The 18,328-nt window shown below is 44.9% G+C and carries 16 protein-coding genes and 1 other annotated feature; of the genes, 13 read left to right on the top strand and 3 right to left on the bottom strand.

The genetic code is table 11. From position 1 onward, the window contains the following. Positions 1–7 precede the first annotated feature (7 nt). The 4 genes from ACIGG7_RS09630 to ACIGG7_RS09615 all read left to right on the top strand — a co-directional run bounded on the left by ACIGG7_RS09630 (position 8) and on the right by ACIGG7_RS09615 (position 4,764). The gene (locus tag ACIGG7_RS09630) at positions 8–784 is read left to right on the top strand and encodes a 3-hydroxybutyrate dehydrogenase (protein WP_397549615.1); all 777 of its coding nucleotides are present in this window, start codon (positions 8–10) and stop codon (positions 782–784) included. Positions 785–1,047: 263 nt separating this feature from the next. After that, positions 1,048–1,270 (top strand) — a binding site (T-box leader). 62 nt (positions 1,271–1,332) lie between these two features. Continuing rightward, positions 1,333–3,747, top strand: coding sequence for a leucine--tRNA ligase (gene leuS / locus ACIGG7_RS09625; protein WP_397549614.1), 2,415 nt, complete (start codon positions 1,333–1,335; stop codon positions 3,745–3,747). Between the two features lie 194 nt (positions 3,748–3,941). Further along, complete coding sequence (locus ACIGG7_RS09620; RefSeq protein WP_224939567.1) at positions 3,942–4,256, top strand: rhodanese-like domain-containing protein; 315 nt, start codon at positions 3,942–3,944, stop codon at positions 4,254–4,256. Between the two features lie 325 nt (positions 4,257–4,581). Further along, on the top strand, positions 4,582–4,764 hold the full coding sequence (locus tag ACIGG7_RS09615) for a sporulation protein Cse60 (RefSeq protein WP_034765594.1): 183 nt from the start codon (positions 4,582–4,584) through the stop codon (positions 4,762–4,764). A gap of 47 nt (positions 4,765–4,811) precedes the next feature. Here ACIGG7_RS09615 and ACIGG7_RS09610 read toward each other — a convergent pair whose 3' ends face one another. Beyond that, positions 4,812–6,074 carry a BaiN/RdsA family NAD(P)/FAD-dependent oxidoreductase gene (locus tag ACIGG7_RS09610; RefSeq protein ID WP_397549613.1) on the bottom strand — a complete coding sequence of 421 codons (1,263 nt, stop codon included), beginning with the start codon at positions 6,072–6,074 and terminating at the stop codon, positions 4,812–4,814. A 196-nt stretch (positions 6,075–6,270) separates the two neighbouring features. On the opposite strand from ACIGG7_RS09610, the gene ACIGG7_RS09605 reads away from it, so the two are divergent. Together ACIGG7_RS09605 and ACIGG7_RS09600 are read left to right on the top strand one after the other, a co-directional pair. After that, positions 6,271–7,890 (top strand): putative polysaccharide biosynthesis protein, encoded by a 1,620-nt coding sequence (locus ACIGG7_RS09605; protein ID WP_397549612.1) that lies wholly within the window; start codon positions 6,271–6,273, stop codon positions 7,888–7,890. Positions 7,891–8,053: 163 nt separating this feature from the next. Next, positions 8,054–8,758: a pseudouridine synthase gene (locus ACIGG7_RS09600; RefSeq protein WP_397549687.1), complete on the top strand. Its 705-nt coding sequence runs from the start codon at positions 8,054–8,056 to the stop codon at positions 8,756–8,758. 194 nt (positions 8,759–8,952) lie between these two features. Here the strand turns inward: ACIGG7_RS09600 and ACIGG7_RS09595 are convergent, their stop codons facing one another. After that, complete coding sequence (locus tag ACIGG7_RS09595; protein ID WP_206851743.1) at positions 8,953–9,174, bottom strand: DeoR family transcriptional regulator; 222 nt, start codon at positions 9,172–9,174, stop codon at positions 8,953–8,955. A 386-nt stretch (positions 9,175–9,560) separates the two neighbouring features. On the opposite strand from ACIGG7_RS09595, the gene pepV reads away from it, so the two are divergent. From pepV to ACIGG7_RS09580, 3 genes are read left to right on the top strand one after another with little or no spacing between them, the layout of a single operon-like run. Next, positions 9,561–10,967, top strand: coding sequence for a dipeptidase PepV (gene pepV, locus ACIGG7_RS09590; RefSeq protein ID WP_397549611.1), 1,407 nt, complete (start codon positions 9,561–9,563; stop codon positions 10,965–10,967). Between the two features lie 24 nt (positions 10,968–10,991). Further along, positions 10,992–11,840: a D-amino-acid transaminase gene (gene dat, locus ACIGG7_RS09585; RefSeq protein WP_397549610.1), complete on the top strand. Its 849-nt coding sequence runs from the start codon at positions 10,992–10,994 to the stop codon at positions 11,838–11,840. Between the two features lie 18 nt (positions 11,841–11,858). After that, positions 11,859–12,134 carry a hypothetical protein gene (locus tag ACIGG7_RS09580; protein ID WP_224939530.1) on the top strand — a complete coding sequence of 92 codons (276 nt, stop codon included), beginning with the start codon at positions 11,859–11,861 and terminating at the stop codon, positions 12,132–12,134. A 45-nt stretch (positions 12,135–12,179) separates the two neighbouring features. On the opposite strand, the gene cysK is transcribed toward ACIGG7_RS09580, so the two are convergent. Next, the gene (gene cysK, locus ACIGG7_RS09575; RefSeq protein ID WP_224939531.1) at positions 12,180–13,109 is read right to left on the bottom strand and encodes a cysteine synthase A; all 930 of its coding nucleotides are present in this window, start codon (positions 13,107–13,109) and stop codon (positions 12,180–12,182) included. 341 nt (positions 13,110–13,450) lie between these two features. Here cysK and thpR point away from each other — a divergent pair, with 341 nt between their 5' ends. From thpR to ACIGG7_RS09555, 4 genes are all read left to right on the top strand, one after another. Beyond that, positions 13,451–14,002: an RNA 2',3'-cyclic phosphodiesterase gene (gene thpR, locus ACIGG7_RS09570; protein ID WP_397549609.1), complete on the top strand. Its 552-nt coding sequence runs from the start codon at positions 13,451–13,453 to the stop codon at positions 14,000–14,002. Between the two features lie 24 nt (positions 14,003–14,026). Further along, positions 14,027–14,980 (top strand): nuclease-related domain-containing protein, encoded by a 954-nt coding sequence (locus tag ACIGG7_RS09565; RefSeq protein WP_397549608.1) that lies wholly within the window; start codon positions 14,027–14,029, stop codon positions 14,978–14,980. A gap of 251 nt (positions 14,981–15,231) precedes the next feature. After that, positions 15,232–17,379, top strand: a complete 2,148-nt coding sequence (pulA, locus tag ACIGG7_RS09560) for a type I pullulanase (protein ID WP_397549607.1) — start codon at positions 15,232–15,234, stop codon at positions 17,377–17,379. Positions 17,380–17,554: 175 nt separating this feature from the next. Next, entirely contained in the window at positions 17,555–18,328 is a 774-nt protein-coding gene (locus ACIGG7_RS09555) for a phosphotransferase family protein (protein WP_224939535.1), read from the top strand.

Genomic DNA, 18,328 nt, shown 5'->3' with positions numbered 1-18,328 from the left:
AGTCATCATGGTAGAAAATAAAGTTGTGTTCATAACTGGGGCAGCTCAGGGAATCGGCTACCAAATCGGCAGGGAATTTGCCGCAGGAGGAGCAAAAGTCGTATTAACCGATCTGCAGGAAGATACCGTTCAAGAAGCAGCAGATGCCCTAAATACAGAAGGATTTGAAGTTCTTGGGTTGCGATGTGACGTAACCTCCGAAACGGAACTAAAAGACGCGATCGCGAAAGCAGTAAATCACTACGGTAAACTGGATGTTTTGATTAATAATGCCGGGCTCCAATATGTATCACATATTGAAGAATTTCCGACAGAAAAGTTTGAGCTGCTTGTAAAGGTCATGCTGACCGCACCGTTTATTGCGATCAAACATGCTCTTCCACATATGAAAGAACAAGGAGGGGGCCGGATCGTCAACATGGCGTCCATCAATGGGTTGGTCGGCTTCTCCGGCAAAGCAGCCTATAATTCTGCGAAGCATGGAGTCATCGGACTGACGAAAGTGGCAGCCCTGGAAACGGCAGAGTACGGTATCACCGTGAATGCAGTGTGTCCGGGCTACGTGGATACGCCATTGGTACGGAATCAACTGGCGGACCTTGCCAAGACTCGAAATGTAGCTTTTGAGAAAGTGATCGAAGAAGTCATCTATCCTCTCGTCCCGCAGCGAAGATTGTTGGATGTGAAAGAGATTGCTGACTATACCATGTTCCTGTGCAGTGATGCAGCGAAAGGGATCACGGGTCAGGCAGTCGTACTGGACGGAGGGTATACGGTTCAATAGATTCGGGAGGGGAACGGCCTTTTAGGAGGCCGTTTCTTTATTTGGGGAGATGGAGGTTGGGTTGGGAGAAAAAGTATATCGACTGCATTTTCGATGGAAACGGCCTTAATAGGATGATAAAAGGCTGGATTTTCAAATTCCAGGACGTCATTCCTACCTGTCACCTCCTCCAAATGACAAAAATCTCATCCAATAACCAATAATAGGCTTGCGCTTCTGTATATTTTTCACTAAAATAGTGAATACATATAATGTTTATCTATATTGAAACGTTGATCAGGAGTAGTAATGACGGCTTTCTGTCGTAGAGAGTTGACGGGTGGTGAAAGTCAACCAGAAGCATCATGAACTCGCCTGCTGAGTTGCAAGTGTGAACCAACAGTAAGACTTGCCGTTTTCCGCGTTAAGGATGAATGAAGCTGAGTGCGCGTACACTAATGTGGGTGGTACCGCGGGAGAATGTACATACAAACTCTCGTCCCAAATATTTATTTGGGATGAGGGTTTTTTTATTTATTTTTTTATGAAAATTAAAGGAGGATCTCAATATGAGTTTTAATCATAAAAGTGTTGAGACGAAATGGCAGCAGTATTGGGAAGAAAACAAAACGTTTAAAGCAACAGAAGAAGAAGGGAAATCCAATTTCTACGCGCTGGATATGTTCCCGTATCCATCAGGCGCAGGTCTTCATGTAGGACATCCGGAAGGGTTTACGGCAACAGACATCCTTTCCCGCATGAAGCGCATGCAGGGGTACAATGTCCTTCATCCGATGGGATGGGATGCATTCGGATTGCCGGCAGAGCAATATGCCCTTGATACAGGGAATGACCCTGCGGAATTCACTCAAAAAAATATCGATACGTTCCGTCGCCAAATTAAATCACTCGGTTTTTCTTATGATTGGGACCGTGAAGTCAATACGACAGATCCAGGTTATTACAAGTGGACGCAATGGATCTTCACAAAGCTTTATGAAAAAGGATTAGCCTATGTGGATGAGGTTGCCGTTAACTGGTGTCCGGCACTTGGAACCGTTCTTGCCAATGAAGAGGTTATCGACGGGAAGAGCGAACGCGGTGGTCACCCGGTAGAGCGCCGTCCGATGAAGCAGTGGATGCTGAAAATTACTGCTTATGCGGATCGTCTTGTTGAAGACCTTGAAGAGGTTGATTGGCCGGAAAGCATCAAAGATATGCAGCGTAACTGGATCGGCCGCTCTGAAGGAGCAGAAGTGAATTTTGCCATCGACGGCCATGACAAATCATTCGATGTGTTCACGACGCGTCCTGATACGATCTTTGGTGCGACATACGCGGTTCTTGCACCGGAGCATCCGTTCGTTGCGGAAATCACAACGGACGAACAACGCTCGAAAGTGAATGAGTACATCGACAAGATCAAGTCGAAGAGCGATCTTGAGCGTACAGACCTTGCGAAAGAAAAAACAGGAGTCTTCACAGGAGCTTATGCGATCAATCCTGCCAACGGTGAGAAAATGCCAATCTGGATCGCTGATTATGTTCTAATGAGCTACGGTTCTGGAGCGATCATGGCGGTCCCTGCCCATGACGAACGGGATTATGAGTTTGCGAAAGAATTCGATCTTCCAATCGTGGAAGTTGTGGCTGGTGGCAATGTTGAGAAAGAAGCATACACAGGTGACGGAGATCATGTGAACTCCGGGTTCCTTGATGGTCTTGGTAAGGAAGAAGCGATTGCTAAAGCAATCTCATGGTTGGAAGAGAAAAACATCGGAACGAAGAAAGTGACATACCGCCTTCGTGACTGGCTGTTCAGCCGTCAACGTTACTGGGGTGAGCCGATTCCAGTCATTCACTGGGAAGATGGTACGACAACGACTGTTCCTGAAAGTGAGCTTCCGCTTGTCCTTCCAAAGACTACCGAAATCAAACCGTCCGGTACAGGTGAATCTCCACTTGCGAACATCAGTGAATGGGTGAACGTTGAGGATCCTGAAACGGGTAAAAAAGGCCGTCGTGAAACGAACACAATGCCACAGTGGGCGGGAAGCTGCTGGTACTACATCCGTTATATCGACCCACATAACGAAGATGCCCTTGCGGATGCGAAGAAAATGCAGGAGTGGCTGCCGGTCGATACGTATATCGGAGGAGCCGAGCATGCGGTACTTCACTTGCTGTATGCGCGTTTCTGGCATAAGTTCCTTTATGATATCGGCGTAGTTCCGACGAAGGAGCCGTTCCAAAAGCTATTCAACCAAGGAATGATTCTTGGGGAAAACAACGAAAAAATGAGTAAATCAAAAGGGAATGTCGTGAACCCGGATGAAGTTGTTGAATCTCACGGTGCCGATACCCTTCGCCTATATGAAATGTTCATGGGTCCACTGGAAGCATCCATCGCCTGGAGCACAAACGGTCTTGATGGAGCACGTCGTTTCTTGGATCGTGTATGGCGCCTTCTTGTAGAAGAGGATGGTTCACTATCCTCTAAAGTGACGGATGCACCGAACAGTGACCTTGATAAAACGTATAACCAAACCGTTAAGAAAGTGACGGAAGACTATGAAGGACTTCGTTTCAATACAGGGATTTCACAGCTGATGGTATTCATCAATGATGCCTACAAAGCGGAAACCCTTCCGAAGGAATACGTAGAAGGCTTCATCAAGCTTCTAGCGCCGATCGCTCCTCATATGACAGAGGAACTTTGGAGCAAGCTTGGTCACGAAGGAACAATCTCCTACGAAGCATGGCCGACATTCGACGAATCGAAGCTTGTGGACAACGAAGTCGAAATCGTCCTTCAAGTGAACGGTAAAGTGAAAGCCAAAGTCATGATCCCACGCGACATGACCAAAGATGACCTAGAAAAAACAGCGATGGAAAACGATGAAATCAAAACACAAATCGAAGGCAAAACCATCCGCAAAGTCATCGCCGTACCTGGCAAACTAGTCAACATCGTAGCAAACTAAACGAGTTTGGTGATATCGGAGGGACGGACCTCGAAATGAGCCTGTTTTGGAGCATAAATCGCTTTAAATCAGCATTTCGGTGAGGTCCGTCCCTCTTTATGCCCTTTTATGGATCCCATGTTTTTGTTCTGGGGACAGGCTTTGGTATAATCTTGGTGAATGAATAAATGAATGATGAAAGGACGTTGAGAAGAATGGATGCTATTAAAACGATTACGACGGATGAGTTGGAGAAGAAGTTAAAGAACGGAGAAGATCTGCTATTGGTGGATGTTCGTGAAGATGAAGAAGTGGAAGAGGGTATGATTCCAGGAGCGAAGCATATCAAGATGGGTGAAATCCCTGAGTCACTTGACCAGTTTGATAAGGGTAAAGAGTATATTTTTATCTGCCGTTCAGGCAACCGCAGCGGAAATGTTGCTCACTACATGCAGGAACAAGGGTATAAAGTGGTGAACATGGAAGGCGGCATGATGAACTGGGCTGGGGAAACTGCAGCGAAGAAATAATGAGTTTTTTAGTGGGAAAGCACATCCTGTTTTGAAAAGGGGTGTGCTTTTTTGTGTGTTTAGTAGAAAATGGGTGGCATTTGGCTATACTTTATAGCGAGATTTGGCTTGTGAAGGGGATTTATCAGCGGAATTTTCATTATAACGGCGAAATCCGAAATATATCAGCGAAATTTTCATTATAACGGCGAAATCCAGAATATATCGGCGAAATCCCAAATTTAACGGCGGAACGCCAAAAACCAAAACTCACTCCCTCACCCAATGTTTAAAAACAAACTATTCTGACAATACTGCTAACAAAAACGATCCGGGAGGGGACTCTATGATCCAAGTAAAAGTCTTTGACTACGAACATGAAAAAGATTTAGAGAAAGATATGAACCATTTCCTCAGCAAAATGGATGATAAAAAGATTGTCGATATTAAATATCACGTAGCAGCGATGTCGGAGGAAGTAGAGGACCAGATCTACTGTTTCTCGGCCATGGTGGTATATAGAAAATAAAAAGGTTGATCACTCACAAAGGAGGATCAACCTTTCTTTTTTGTCTATCAGACCTTCGCTGCATTGTATCCGGCAAGCCGTCCTGTGACGAGTGCAGAGGTAATATTGTAACCACCTGTGTATCCGTGTATATCAAGCACTTCCCCGCAGAAGAACAGGCCGTTCATTTTCTTGGAGGCCATCGTTTTCGGCTCGATTTCTTTGACGGAAACCCCGCCGCCGGTTACGAACGCTTTATCGATGGATAATGTTCCGTTCACATTGAAGGTGAACTGTTTCAACAGTTTTGCAAAGAAGCGGATCTTTTCAGAAGAGATGTGATCGCCTTTTTCATCGTGATCAATTTCGGCACGGTCGAGTAAGAATAATAGATATCTCTCAGGTACAAGACCCTTGAAAATATTCTTAGCTGCTTTCTTCCCATCTTCCTTCACCTGTTTATGAAGAGACTGGAACAGCTGTTCTTCATTTTGATCCGGCATGGAGTCAATCTGCATAGCCACGTGTGTCAGATTCCATTTCTTCATGGCCTTCACCACATATTGACTGCATCGCAAAACGGCTGGTCCTGAAATGCCGAGATGAGTGAAGATCATATCCATCCGATGAGTAATGATCTTTTTACCTTTGGGATTCAGTACGCTTAAATCCACGCTGCGCAAAGACAGCCCCTGAAGCTCTTTTTTCTTCACGAAAGGCTCGTCCGACGTAAGGGGAACTTCTGTCGGAAACAGGTCCGTGATCGTATGCCCGGCCTTCGTGGCCCACGGATACCCATCTCCCGTCGATCCCGTGTGAGGGACGGACTTTCCGCCGACGGCAATCACGACAGCGTTAGCAAGAATGGTTTCTCCATCTTTTAGAAGGATTCCCGTGGTTTCGCCGTTTTCGTACAGAACGTCCTCAACGCTTGTGCTTGTCCTGGTGTCGATCTTCAATTCTTTCATGCGCTTCAAAAGTGCTTCCACCACATCCATGGCCCTGTTCGAGACAGGGAACATCCGTCCGTGATCTTCCTCTTTTAGCTGAATTCCAAGATTCTCGAAGAAGGAGATGATATCTTCATTATTAAACTCAGAAAACGCGCTGTATAAAAAACGCCCGTTGCCCGGGATATGTTTAATGATTTCCTCTACAGGAAGCCGGTTGGTCACGTTGCAGCGGCCGCCTCCTGAAATGGCGAGCTTTCTGCCTAGTTTTGTACCTTTATCTACAAGGAGGACTTTCGCACCGTTTTCTCCGGCTGCAATACTGGCCATCAAGCCTGATGGTCCTCCGCCTATGACGATGACGTCGTATTTTTTTACCATTTTTTTCACCAACTTTACCTATTCGCTTCTCAAAAGAAGTTTCACCTTATTTTAAATGGGATAGGTTTTAAATACAACATTCGAAAAAAATTGTCATTCGAATCGTACAGTAGTAAACTACTGATAGTGTGTAAATTTCGAGTTCGAATTTATTTTGTTTGTTTAACGGGCAACAAGATATATAGAGAGGGATACTATGTCATCTAAATTAATAAGAGGAACGTTTATCTTAACGTTAGGGACCTTTATTTCTAAGTTTTTGGGTCTTTTTTATGTTATACCGTTTGATGATTTGTTAAAAGGTCATGAAGAGGGGGCATCCCTTTATCAATATGGGTATGTGCCTTATACGATCTTTCTGACCGTAGCGACTGCGGGGGTGCCGCTGGCCGTTTCAAAATTCGTTTCAAAATATAATGCCATCGGGGAATATGCCGTAGGGCGGAAGTTATTTAAGTCCGGGCTCTTGCTGATGACGCTGACGGGGGTCGTGTCCTTCCTCATCATGTATGCATTCGCACCGATTTTCGCCGAAATGACGATCAAAAGTGATGAGCAGGTCATTTCCGTCGCGCAGGTGACGACGGTCATCAGGGCCGTGAGTTTTGCCCTGATCATTATTCCTTTCATGAGTTTGATCCGGGGATTCTTCCAGGGTCACCAGTCCATGGGGCCGACGGCGGTTTCCCAGGTCATTGAGCAAATCGTCCGAATCGTCTTCCTTCTTGGCGGAATTTATGTTGTATTGAACATACTGGATGGGACCGTTACAACGGCGATTTCCGTAGCAACATTTGCAGCGTTTGTAGGGGGGCTTGCGAGTCTTGGGGCATTGATCTGGTATTGGTATAAGCGGAAGCCTCATTTAGATGAGCTCCTTGAAGAGGACAAAGGGAATGAAGAAATCTCGTTAAAAGCGATGTACAAAGAAATCATTGCCTATTCGATTCCATTCATTTTCGTAGGACTGGCCAATCCATTATTCCAACTGGTGGATCAGATCACCTTCAATACCGCTATGGCGGATATAGGAAATGCGAAAATTTCCGACCATGCGTTTGCCGTATTGAACTTCTATACGCATAAGCTCGTGATCATTCCTGTATCGCTGGCAACCGCCTTTTCGATGACGCTTATTCCGTTGATCACAACATCCTATACGAGCGGTGACCGGAAAACGATGCGCAGGAACATTGACCAGACGTTTCAGATTCTGTTGTTCCTGACAGTACCGGCCGCTTTGGGACTGGCCTTGTTAGCGGAGCCGATGTATACGTTGTTCTATCATAGTGACGCTTTGGGAACGTCGATTTTACGATCATATGCGCCAGTGGCGATCCTGTTTGCACTATTTGCGGTTACCGCAGCGATTCTTCAAGGGATTGATGAGCAGAAATTCACGATTTTCAGCTTACTTGTCGGCTTGCTTCTGAAGCTTGTCTTGAACATCCCGTTGATTCGCCTGTTTGAAACCCAGGGAGCTGTACTTGCGACGACGATCGGATATGCAGTGGCGATTCTGATCAATCTCTATGTGATAAAAAAATATGCGAGATATCAATTCCAATTGATTTTAAGAAGAACGATGTTTATCGGAGCGTTGAATGCCGTCATGGCTGGGGTTGTACTGGTACTTTACAGCATACTGGTCAAATTCCTCAGTCCAGAATCGGGCTTCCAATCAATTATCCTAGTGGCAATCTGCGGCGGGGTAGGAGCTCTCGTTTACTTCTACTTGAGTATGAGAAGTAAGCTTGCAGACCGGCTGTTCGGTGATAAAATCACGAGGATCCGAAGTAAGCTGCGTATAGGGTAGGGGAAAAGGGATGGCGAGATCATCCCTTTTTTCTTTTTTTTCTAAAGAGTTGCTTACCTGATGGAGCCTATGTTAAGAATAGAAGAATGAGTGAAAAATAAAGAAATACTGACGAATCGAAGGCTGAAACAGACGGAGAGTGAATGAAGTGAGAATAGATAAAATGCTTGCGAACATGGGCTATGGTAGCCGCAAGGAAGTAAAGAAATTATTAAAGGATGGCGGCCTCCAAGTGAATGGGGAAGTCATCAAGGATGGGAAAGTCCATATAGATACGGAAAAGGATACCGTGATGTTATATGGTGAACAGGTGGAATATCGCGAGTATATTTACCTGCTGATGAATAAGCCGCCGGGAGTCATTTCTGCAACGGAAGACTCACAGGATGAAACGGTGATTGATTTACTGCAGATGGAAGATCAAATCTTCAATCCATTCCCTGTCGGTAGACTGGATAAAGATACAGAAGGCTTTCTTCTTATTACAAATGACGGTCAATTATCCCATCAGCTCCTTTCACCAAAACGACATGTGCCGAAAACCTATTTCGCCGTGATTGACGGAGAAGTGACGGAGGCGGATGTCACAGCGTTCAAAGATGGAGTGACATTGGACGATGGCTACGAAACGAAACCGGGAGAGTTAACGATCTTAAAATCGGGTCTAACTTCAGACATCGAGCTGACGATCACCGAAGGGAAATTCCATCAGGTGAAGAGAATGTTCGAAAGTGTCGGTAAGCGCGTGATGTATCTCAAACGCCTGACGATGGGACCACTAAAGCTTGACGAAGATCTGGAGCTTGGTGAGTACCGTGAACTAACGGAAGAGGAAGTAACCCTTCTTAAAGAATATAAACCGGAATAAAAAAACGGGGCGGCACCTTACGATAAAGGTGCCGCCCCGTTTTATTGTTTTTTTAGTCTGCTTTTCTATATGTCCAGCTCCGGCGGCTAGTCCCTCGAGGTCATAAGCCAAGCAACCCATAAAGGCAAAAAACGCCTTTCCGGGTTCCTCGTCTTATGCTTGTCGGGCCTGAGCAAGCCGCCTACGCTTTTCGTTTATGAGGTCATTTTCACTTTTTTCTGTGTAGTTGTCCACTGACCCCGACTTGGACTTTGCACCAAGTCATTATAAGCTAACACGTTGAGATCTCTTTGTATGGTGCGAGGAGTAATGCCAAATTCGTCTACAAGATCTTGAGTTGTTACAGTACCCTTCTGTTTAATGTACATGTATACAGCTTTGATTCTAGTGAGCATACGATTGGTTGAAGGTTTCAAAAAACCACTCCCTCATCATTTTTCCAAAGGCAAAAGACTACATGCGTCGTTTGTGCACCTCACGTGCTCCCATATGTACTATGCGCTTTAGACAACCCCTTTTCTACATTTAGAGTTTACTCATAAGATGTCAGACAATTACATTGTACCCCTAATCCGACAAAATTTCTAGAATATTGTCCAAATTTACAAACTATTTACGTAGTAACTTGATGGTTCTATTCCTAGAATATGAAGAAAATGCTAATATTATGTATTTTTTCTATAATCCTCTCTTTTTAGTCATTCTGCAAGTGAAAAGAAATGTAGAGCCCCTGTTTGGATTTCCCCGACAAACAGTATAAAATGGGAGGTGAAGTAAATACATATAAAGCAGGTGGAAGTATATGAGTATCAATTGGACGAATGAAGTCGAGAAACGGAAAGATGAATTGCTGCAGGATTTGCAGAAATTCCTTCAGATTAAAAGTGTGCTTGATGAAGAAAATGCGACGGAAGAGGCACCGCTCGGTAAAGGTGTGAAGGAGGCACTCTCTTTCCTGTTGACACTCGGGGACAAGGACGGATTCACTCCCAAGAACGTTGATCACCTGGCAGGACATTTAGAGTTCGGGGAAGGGACGGACCTCCTCGGTATCCTCTGTCATGTGGATGTGGTTCCTGAAGGGGATGGCTGGAGCGTCGATCCTTATGGCGGTGAGATCAAAGACGGGAAGATCTATGCCCGTGGAGCGATCGATGATAAAGGCCCTACGATGGCTGCCTACTATGCAATGAAAATCGTAAAAGATCTTGATCCGACGTTTAACAAACGGATTCGCATGATCATCGGGACGGATGAAGAAAGCGACTGGAGATGTGTAGAGCACTATTTCAAAAAAGAGGAAATGCCGACGATGGGATTTGCTCCTGATGCCGACTTCCCGATCATCCATGCTGAAAAAGGAATCGCGGATTATGATTTGGTCCAGGTGAAGCCTGAAGAGGTGACGGAATCTGGGATCAAAGTCCTTTCTTTCGAGTCAGGCCGCCGTTACAACATGGTTCCCGACTATGCAAAGGCCATATTGGTTGTGGATGAGGATCATACGAAATGGGTGCAGAACTTTGAAATCTTCACCAAAGAAGAAGGGGTCAAAGGAAGCTACTATCTTGAAAACGGCGAGCTTGTATTCCAAGTGGAAGGTGTGTCTTCACACGGAATGGAGCCTGACAATGGGAAGAACGCCGGACTTTATTTAGCTGCCTTCCTTTCGAAACTGCCACTATCCTCTCAAGGTAAAGCGTTCTTTGATTTTACGACAAAGCACTTCTTCAAGGATTCCAGAGGGATTCAGCTTGGCGTCAGTTACACGGACGACATTACGGGGGATCTCACTATAAACGTCGGAAAGCTTCGCTATACAGAAGCCGATGGAGGCCGTTTAGGCTTGAATATGCGTTACCCTGTGACATTTGACATGGAAAAAGGAAAGAGCATCATTGAGAACATAGAAGGGTATACCATCGAGAACTTCACTGACAGCAAGCCTCACCATGTGTCTAAGGATGATGAGCTCGTGCAGACCCTGAAAAAGGTTTACGAAGACCAGACAGGTGAAAGAGGGGAATTATTAAGCATCGGCGGAGGGACTTATGCGAGAAGTCTTGAAGCAGGCGTAGCCTTTGGAGCGCTTTTCCCAGGCCGTGAAGATATTGCCCATCAAAAGGATGAATACATGTATATAGAGGATCTCCTTAAAGCGACGGCTATTTACGCCCAGGCCATTTATGAGTTAGCATGTGAATCTTAATAGACACAAGGGGGAGAGTAGAGGATGAACACAGTATTTGTAAATGGGGAACTGATCGATCGCGATAAAGCTAAGGTCGATATCGAGGATCGAGGCTATCAATTCGGGGATGGTATTTATGAAGTGATCCGGGTATATAACGGAAGTACCTTCACCATGAAAGAGCATATGGAACGACTGTATCAAAGCGCTGAAAAGATGAAGCTCTCCATTCCATATGGAGAAGAGGAATTCACAGCCAAACTGCTGAAGCTGATCGAGCTGAACGATGTCAAAGACGGGATCGTGTATTTACAAGTGACTCGCGGTGTCTCAGCACGTCAGCATCACTTTCCTAGCAAAGACGTAGTGGGAAGTGTCGTTGCTTATACAAAGGACTTCCCGGTTCCCTCTCATCAGATGAAGAACGGGGTGACAGCCAAGCTTGTTGAGGATATCAGATGGCTTCGCTGCGATATTAAGAGTTTGAATCTCCTAGGCAATCTTCTCGCAAAACAGGAGGCGGCATCAGAAGGTCATTTCGAAGCGATTCTGCACCGTGGCGATACAGTAACGGAAGGGTCTTCTTCCAATGCCTTTATGGTGAAAGACGGAGTCATTTATACACATCCCGTTACCAACCTCATCCTCAATGGAATCACGAGGAGAGTCATAGAAGATTTATGCCGGAAAAATGATATCGCGTTTCAAGAAGAGACATTTTCCGTTTCTGAGCTGATGGCAGCGGATGAGGTGTTCATTGCCAGTACTACTTCAGAAGTGATGCCTGTAATCGGGGTCGATGGACAGGTGATCGGAGAAGGTAAACCGGGTGCTGTCACGAAAAAGCTTCAGGCGCTATTCAGTGACAGAAAAGGAATGGTAGCTCGTTAAACTAGTTGGAGGCATGACATGTTGATTTGTTCACAGCCATTTATGAAGACAGAACGAAGAATAGAAGACAACCAGCAATTCACGGTAGAGACGGAGGAGCATTTGTATTTGTACAATGATCGAATCGTCACTCCTACGAAGAGCTTCATCATCAAAGATGTGATGGACGTGACAAGCAAACCATTGTCCGCTTACTATACATTTTTGTATCTTCACACAATCGAAGGGGTCTGGACGTTCGTCGTAAAATCTTCTCCCGAACAATTCATCTCACATTATCATCAAATCAAATGAACATAAAGAAAGAGGCTGCTCCGTCTAAGGAGCAGCCTCTTATTATTAGAATCTGAACAGGTCGCTTGATAGATAGCGTTCTCCAGTATCGCAGGCAATGCATACGACCACATCACCAGGTGATAGTTTCTTAGCCACTTCTATGGCTGCGTAACATGCGGCACCTGAAGATGGTCCCACCAGGATGCCTTCTTCGCTTGCCATTCTTCGGGCAATATCATAAGCCTGTTCGTCTTCAATTTTATGGATTTCATCATATACATTCGTATTCAGGATGTCCGGTACAAACCCTGGACTTGTTCCCACCAGCTTATGCTTGCCCGGTTTTCCTCCAGATAGAACCGGTGAACCGGCAGGCTCCACAACATGGACGGCGAGATCAGGATAATGCTCTTTCAATACCTCGCCTGTTCCGGTGATCGTTCCCCCGGTACCTGCAGTTGCCACAAAAGCAGATAACGGCTTTCCAAGCTCCTTCATTGCTTCAACTATTTCAAGGGCCGTGGTTTTCCGGTGGGCATTTGGGTTTGCATCGTTCTCAAACTGCATAGGCATGAAACTGTTGGGAATCTGCTCCGTCAGTTCTTTTGCTTTTTCGATGGCACCAGGCATTTTCTCGTCCCCCGGTGTCAATACCACTTCTGCTCCATACGCTTTCAAGAGGTTGATGCGTTCTTGTGTCATCGTATCAGGCATGACGAGGATGGCGCGATAGCCCCTTGCTGCCGCATTCATGGCAAGGCCAATCCCCGTGTTTCCACTTGTGGGTTCGATGATGGTTGAGCCTTCCTTCAGTAAGCCCTCTTTTTCAGCTTCCACAATCATCTGATAGGCCGCTCTGTCCTTTACACTTTTACTCGGATTGTAGAATTCCAATTTCACATATACATCCGCCCCATCAGCAGGGTTCAATCGATTTAATTTTACAAGGGGGGTGTCCCCGATGAGATCTGCGATATTTTGTACCACTTTCATGTTCATCTTCCTTTCAGAAAACATTCTCTTTCTATCGTACTAATTCAGATAAATCTTATCAAATAAATTAGCTTTGTATTTCATTTTTGTTGCAATTCTCTCTATTCATTCTCTCTCATGACACATTTTGCTAAAATGAAAGTAATATTAGTAGACTTTTGCATTCGTGGCTTTTGAAAAAGTGAGTAGTGGTTGATTTCCGCTTCAATCAACTTTCTGGGAATCGACTTATTACTATAGCAAAATTCGACTGTCTAAACGTTTGAAACCTAACATTTTCGCCAATCATGTGACAAACCAATTTATTTCTGGAGAAGCCTAGCAGAAAGGACTAATGTAGTATGTTAAAAAACCATTATTTCTTTGCACTTTCCCTGCCCCGGGAAACAAAACGGTATTTGGACAATTGCATGCAGCCTTTAAGGGATAGTGGTTCATTCAAAAAATGGGTCCATCCCGAGGATTATCATCTTACCCTTGCTTTTTTAGGGAGTGCAGAGAAGCTTCATCACGTCATCGAAAAAGTGGAGAGTTTGTCCTATTCTTCTTTTTCCCTGACCTTCGAAGGGTTTGGCACTTTTGGGAAGAGTGATTCCCCTAGAATTTTATGGATGGGTGTCAAGCATTCCGACATACTGCACGGGCTCCGGAACACTGTGTATGGTGCCTGTGAAAAGGCAGGCTTTCAATTGGATAAAAGGCCGTTTTCCCCGCACATCACAGTGGGGAGAAAATGGAATGAAGAATTCTCCTTTACAGAAGAGTGGCTGAATGGATTTCAGCCTGTTGACAGCCATACATTGATGGCTGCAGAAATCGTATTATACCGGACGCATATGGACCGGACACCTAAGTACGAAGCGATTCATACCATCCCCTTACAGACAAATTGACCGTCACGAAAGGACCGATTCAATATGGCACAGCTCATTAAGCTTCAAGATTACGTTTCACGATATGAAACGGATTTATATAGATATCCTTCCCAATTTGTCCGATTAAAAAAGCAGCAATGGGAAAAAATGAAACAACATTGGGAAAATGGGGAGATCCCCCCAGTACCACCAGTAAAGGAAGAGAGTGACGAAGAGAAGAATTCCATGAAGGAAAAACTCTTTTCACTGTTTAAGAAGAAAGATGCTGAAGAAGAGGAAGATCCCGTTCCTCAGCAGAGTGATGAAGAAATCCAGTTTGAGGTAGATGCAAATCAGGATATTCACTCGGAAGAAGAATTGAAGCTTTCCTTTTTGGATCTTGTATTTGATTTTCAACTGAGGTGGGCAAGCTCTACCATCACGGAAAAATCCTATGTGGACAACAGTTATCATTATGACGAACGTTTACGCTACCTTCTGCAACGCTTCCCGGATAATATTTTCGTGATGTACAACCCTGTCCTGAAAATAAAAAATGCACCTGTCGAATTAGAGACCATCTTAATCACGCCGACCGGCATTTGGTGTTTAACCTTCCTGGAGTTCGAGGAGGGGACGGCCTATATCGGATCGGGAGAGCGTTTCTGGGTGAAAAAATGGGGAGATATGGAATCGAAGGTGTTGAATCCTCTCATCGGCTTGAAGAGGATGGAGCGGATCGTCCATCAAATCATCAAATTTGCCGGAGTTGAACTGCCTATTTATCAAGCTGTCATCAGCAGGAACGGTTACATAGATTACCCGCAGTCCCCAGTAGGGATCCAGTTCTTGGATAAGAGGATCCATCAGGAATGGTTCCAGCAGCAGCGATCCAGTTCTTCCCCGATTAAGAGTGTCCAGCTGAAAGCGGCTCAGGCTATCATGGAGTATTGCCAAACGACTTCCTTCAAGAGGCTTCAGTGGGAAGAAACGGTATCGGATGAAAACCATGGGTAATCGACGGTTTTGATCAAACGGTTATGGGGTATAATCCATCAGAAACCCGTCTTGATTGGCCTAATATAAAAATACAAGCATATCTTAATGATAAAACACTTGATTTGATGAGAGACACAGAATCATGAAACGGCGGACCAAATGGGTATTTTTTGAATAATATAGGGTAAGTATAATGCTCCCGATATAAGAGCTGAAGTCCGGTTCTTTCCATCGAGTCGGAAAATGTTAAACAGAAGTGGGTGGCAGAAGTGTTAGTCATTAGCAGACAGTATGATGCATTTTTGGATACGTTCAATTCAATCACCATGATTCTCCCATATGATTATCATGAAGGGCATTCGAGTCACTTCACCCTGATCAAGGGGGACGAGAGGATTGCGCTTCATATTGAAGAGAAAATCCCCTTGAATGATGCCATGAAATATGTGACGACCATTCAAAGTGAGAAAATCATTTTAGGAAAATGCTATGAAATAGTTGATGAACATGATACAAGGACAGACCTTCAGATCGGGGCTGTAATACGGACAGAAGAGTTTGATCAACGGTACTATTACGATGGACATGACCTGGGCGTTACATACCAGGATGGGTGCACTGTTTTTAAGGTATGGTCACCGACGGCGACGGAGGTTAGATTAAAGCTTAAGTCCCCTGACGATGAAGAAATTCAGTATCCGTTTGAAAGAATGGAAAACGGTGTATGGGAATGTCGGGTAAATACGGATGTGGAAGGATATTTTTATAGTATCCTCCCGTGTATCAATCTGATATGGGATGAGCTGATTGATCCTTATGCAAAAGCGGTCTCATTGAATAGTGAATGGGGCGTCGTCATCAACCTTGATAATGCGCATGAAAAGAACAAGCCACTCCCCGCATTAACCTCTCCGACGGATGCTGTGATCTATGAATTGAATATCAGGGATTTTTCTGCCCAACAGGAAAGTGGTATGAAGTTCAGGGGCAAGTACCGCGCCTTTACGGAAAAGGGAACGACCACGCCGAATGGATTCTCAAGCGGAATTCAGTACTTGAAGGAACTGGGGGTCACCCATGTTGAGCTGCTTCCTGTCAATGACTTCGATGGTGTGACGGATAACCCCTCAGACACCAGTTATAATTGGGGATACAACCCGTTATTCTTCAATGCACCTGAAGGGAGTTACAGCTTAAAACCTGAAGACCCAAATGAACGGATCAGGGAATTAAAGACCGTGATTCAATGTCTTCACGATGAAAATATCAGAGTCATTCAGGATGTGGTTTACAACCACGTATTTATAAGAGAGGATTCCTCTTTTGAGAAGCTTGTGCCCGGCTATTTTTTCCGTCACGATGAAAATGGCTTACCGTCTAACGGGACGGGGGTAGGGAATGACTTTGCCTCTGAACGCCTTATGGCAAGGAAGTTTATCGTAGATTCGATTTTATATTGGATGAATGAATACGGTGTGGACGGCTTTCGATTTGATTTGATGGGAATCCTGGACGTCAAGACTATGACCGCGATCCGTGAAGAAGTGGATAAAGTGTTACCGGGTGCAATATTGATTGGAGAAGGGTGGGATTTGAATACGCCGCTGCCTCCACATCAAAAAGCCAATCTGCGCAATGCCCATCAGCTTCAAGGGATCGGTCAATTTAATGATTGGTTTAGGGACACCATCAAAGGAAGTACATTTAATCTATATGATAAAGGATTCGCACTCGGTCACGGGCATCTGGAACAGAAGGTGGAGCTCGTCCTTACGGGAAGCGTCGGAATGAGCAGTGGTGAACGGGGACTCTTTAAGGAGCCTGTTCAATCTGTCAACTATGTGGAGTCCCATGATAACCATACGCTGTGGGATAAAATGAAGGCATGTTTAAATGAAGATGAAGAAATCCTAAAAGCTCGGCACTCATTAGCGACCACGATGGTGCTGTTATCTCAAGGGATCCCGTTTCTTCATGCAGGGCAGGAATTTTTTAGAACGAAAAAGGGGATCGAGAACAGCTATAATTCCCCGGTAGAAATCAATCAGTTAGACTGGATCCGAAGAGAAAAATACGATAACGTGGTTCAATATGTCAAAGCCTTAATCCAGATCAGAAAAAGTCACGGGGCCTTCCGCTTCCAGAAGAGTGAGTTGATCCGGGAGCATGTAAAGGTGTCTCACAGCCAGGCAAACCTGATCGATGTTTTGTATCAAAATGTTCATCCATACGGCCCGTGGGATGAAATTCTGATGGTCTTTCATTCGGATACAAAGGCATGTGAGTATACCCTGCCGGAAGGAAATGACTGGATTTGCCTATCGGATGGCAATCGGGCGAGCGTCAGCGGTCTGTATGATTTAAATGAAGCTTCCATCACCCTTGAACCGGTCTCTTCCTATGTGTTTGTAAGATAACAGTTCATTCCAGTGCTTGACGAAAACGCAAGATGACGATAAAATCGTAACAGATGGCTATTGATTTGTATTGCCCAATAGCTGTCTTTTTTATTTTATATGACTCTTAAAATTTAGTGAAATGTAATGATACACATATACAAACATGACAAAGGACCAATAGAAGGTGAATATATTGGAACACTTATTTGACCAAGATTGGGAAATCGTCCCCGCAGGCGGTGCAACCGGAGAAGCGTTCTTTGCTCAGTATCAGGAGCAGAGGTTATTTCTGAAGCGCAATTCTTCCCCTTTTGTAGCTGTATTATCCGCAGAAGGAATTGTACCCAAGCTTGTTTGGACAAAGCGAATGGAAAACGGGGACGTCATCACAGCACAACACTGGTTAAATGGGAGAGAATTAAAGCCCGAAGAGATGAAGGATGAACGGGTGGCGAGGCTGTTGAACAAGATCCACTCCTCGAAACCTCTTTCCACGATGTTGGAACGGTTGGGGAAAGAACCGTTCCAACCGGAGCATATGCTGACGGAAGTGGAGACAGGACTTGAGTTCGATCTTCTTTCATTGCCTGTCATCAGGGAGGCGCTTTTGTTTCTTCAGAAGGAGCTTATGGAAGTTCAACAAGAAGAATATGTAGTCTGTCACGGGGACGTCAACCATAACAACTGGCTGCTGTCTGATTACAACCAGTTGTATTTGATCGACTGGGATGGAGCGATGATCGCAGATCCTGCCTTTGATGTAGGGTTATTGTTATACTGGTATATCCCCGAGGATCAATGGGAAAGCTGGCTGACTCAATACGGAGTCGAGCTGACCGATAACCTGAAGCTACGGATGAAATGGTACGTCGTGGCACAAACAATTTTATCCATCCAGTGGCATAAAGGGAAAGCCCGTTTCCACGAGATGAACCATTGGATTCAATATTTGCACAAGGTAATTTGA

It is taken from the genome of Rossellomorea sp. NPDC077527, from assembly GCF_044542955.1.
Taxonomy (GTDB): domain Bacteria; phylum Bacillota; class Bacilli; order Bacillales; family Bacillaceae_B; genus Rossellomorea; species Rossellomorea aquimaris_E.
Note: the sequence above shows the minus strand (reverse complement) of the source record. Positions and strands in the feature narration are given on the sequence as shown.

Bases quoted from the DNA above. Each gene is read 5' to 3' on its own strand.
- ACIGG7_RS09630 (WP_397549615.1), top strand. From the start codon at position 8: ATGGTAGAAAATAAAGTTGTGTTCATAACTGGGGCAGCTCAGGGAATC.
- leuS (WP_397549614.1), top strand. From the start codon at position 1,333: ATGAGTTTTAATCATAAAAGTGTTGAGACGAAATGGCAGCAGTATTGG.
- ACIGG7_RS09620 (WP_224939567.1), top strand. From the start codon at position 3,942: ATGGATGCTATTAAAACGATTACGACGGATGAGTTGGAGAAGAAGTTA.
- ACIGG7_RS09615 (WP_034765594.1), top strand. From the start codon at position 4,582: ATGATCCAAGTAAAAGTCTTTGACTACGAACATGAAAAAGATTTAGAG.
- ACIGG7_RS09610 (WP_397549613.1), bottom strand. From the start codon at position 6,074: ATGGTAAAAAAATACGACGTCATCGTCATAGGCGGAGGACCATCAGGC.
- ACIGG7_RS09605 (WP_397549612.1), top strand. From the start codon at position 6,271: ATGTCATCTAAATTAATAAGAGGAACGTTTATCTTAACGTTAGGGACC.
- ACIGG7_RS09600 (WP_397549687.1), top strand. From the start codon at position 8,054: ATGCTTGCGAACATGGGCTATGGTAGCCGCAAGGAAGTAAAGAAATTA.
- pepV (WP_397549611.1), top strand. From the start codon at position 9,561: ATGAGTATCAATTGGACGAATGAAGTCGAGAAACGGAAAGATGAATTG.
- dat (WP_397549610.1), top strand. From the start codon at position 10,992: ATGAACACAGTATTTGTAAATGGGGAACTGATCGATCGCGATAAAGCT.
- ACIGG7_RS09580 (WP_224939530.1), top strand. From the start codon at position 11,859: ATGTTGATTTGTTCACAGCCATTTATGAAGACAGAACGAAGAATAGAA.
- cysK (WP_224939531.1), bottom strand. From the start codon at position 13,109: ATGAAAGTGGTACAAAATATCGCAGATCTCATCGGGGACACCCCCCTT.
- thpR (WP_397549609.1), top strand. From the start codon at position 13,451: ATGTTAAAAAACCATTATTTCTTTGCACTTTCCCTGCCCCGGGAAACA.
- ACIGG7_RS09565 (WP_397549608.1), top strand. From the start codon at position 14,027: ATGGCACAGCTCATTAAGCTTCAAGATTACGTTTCACGATATGAAACG.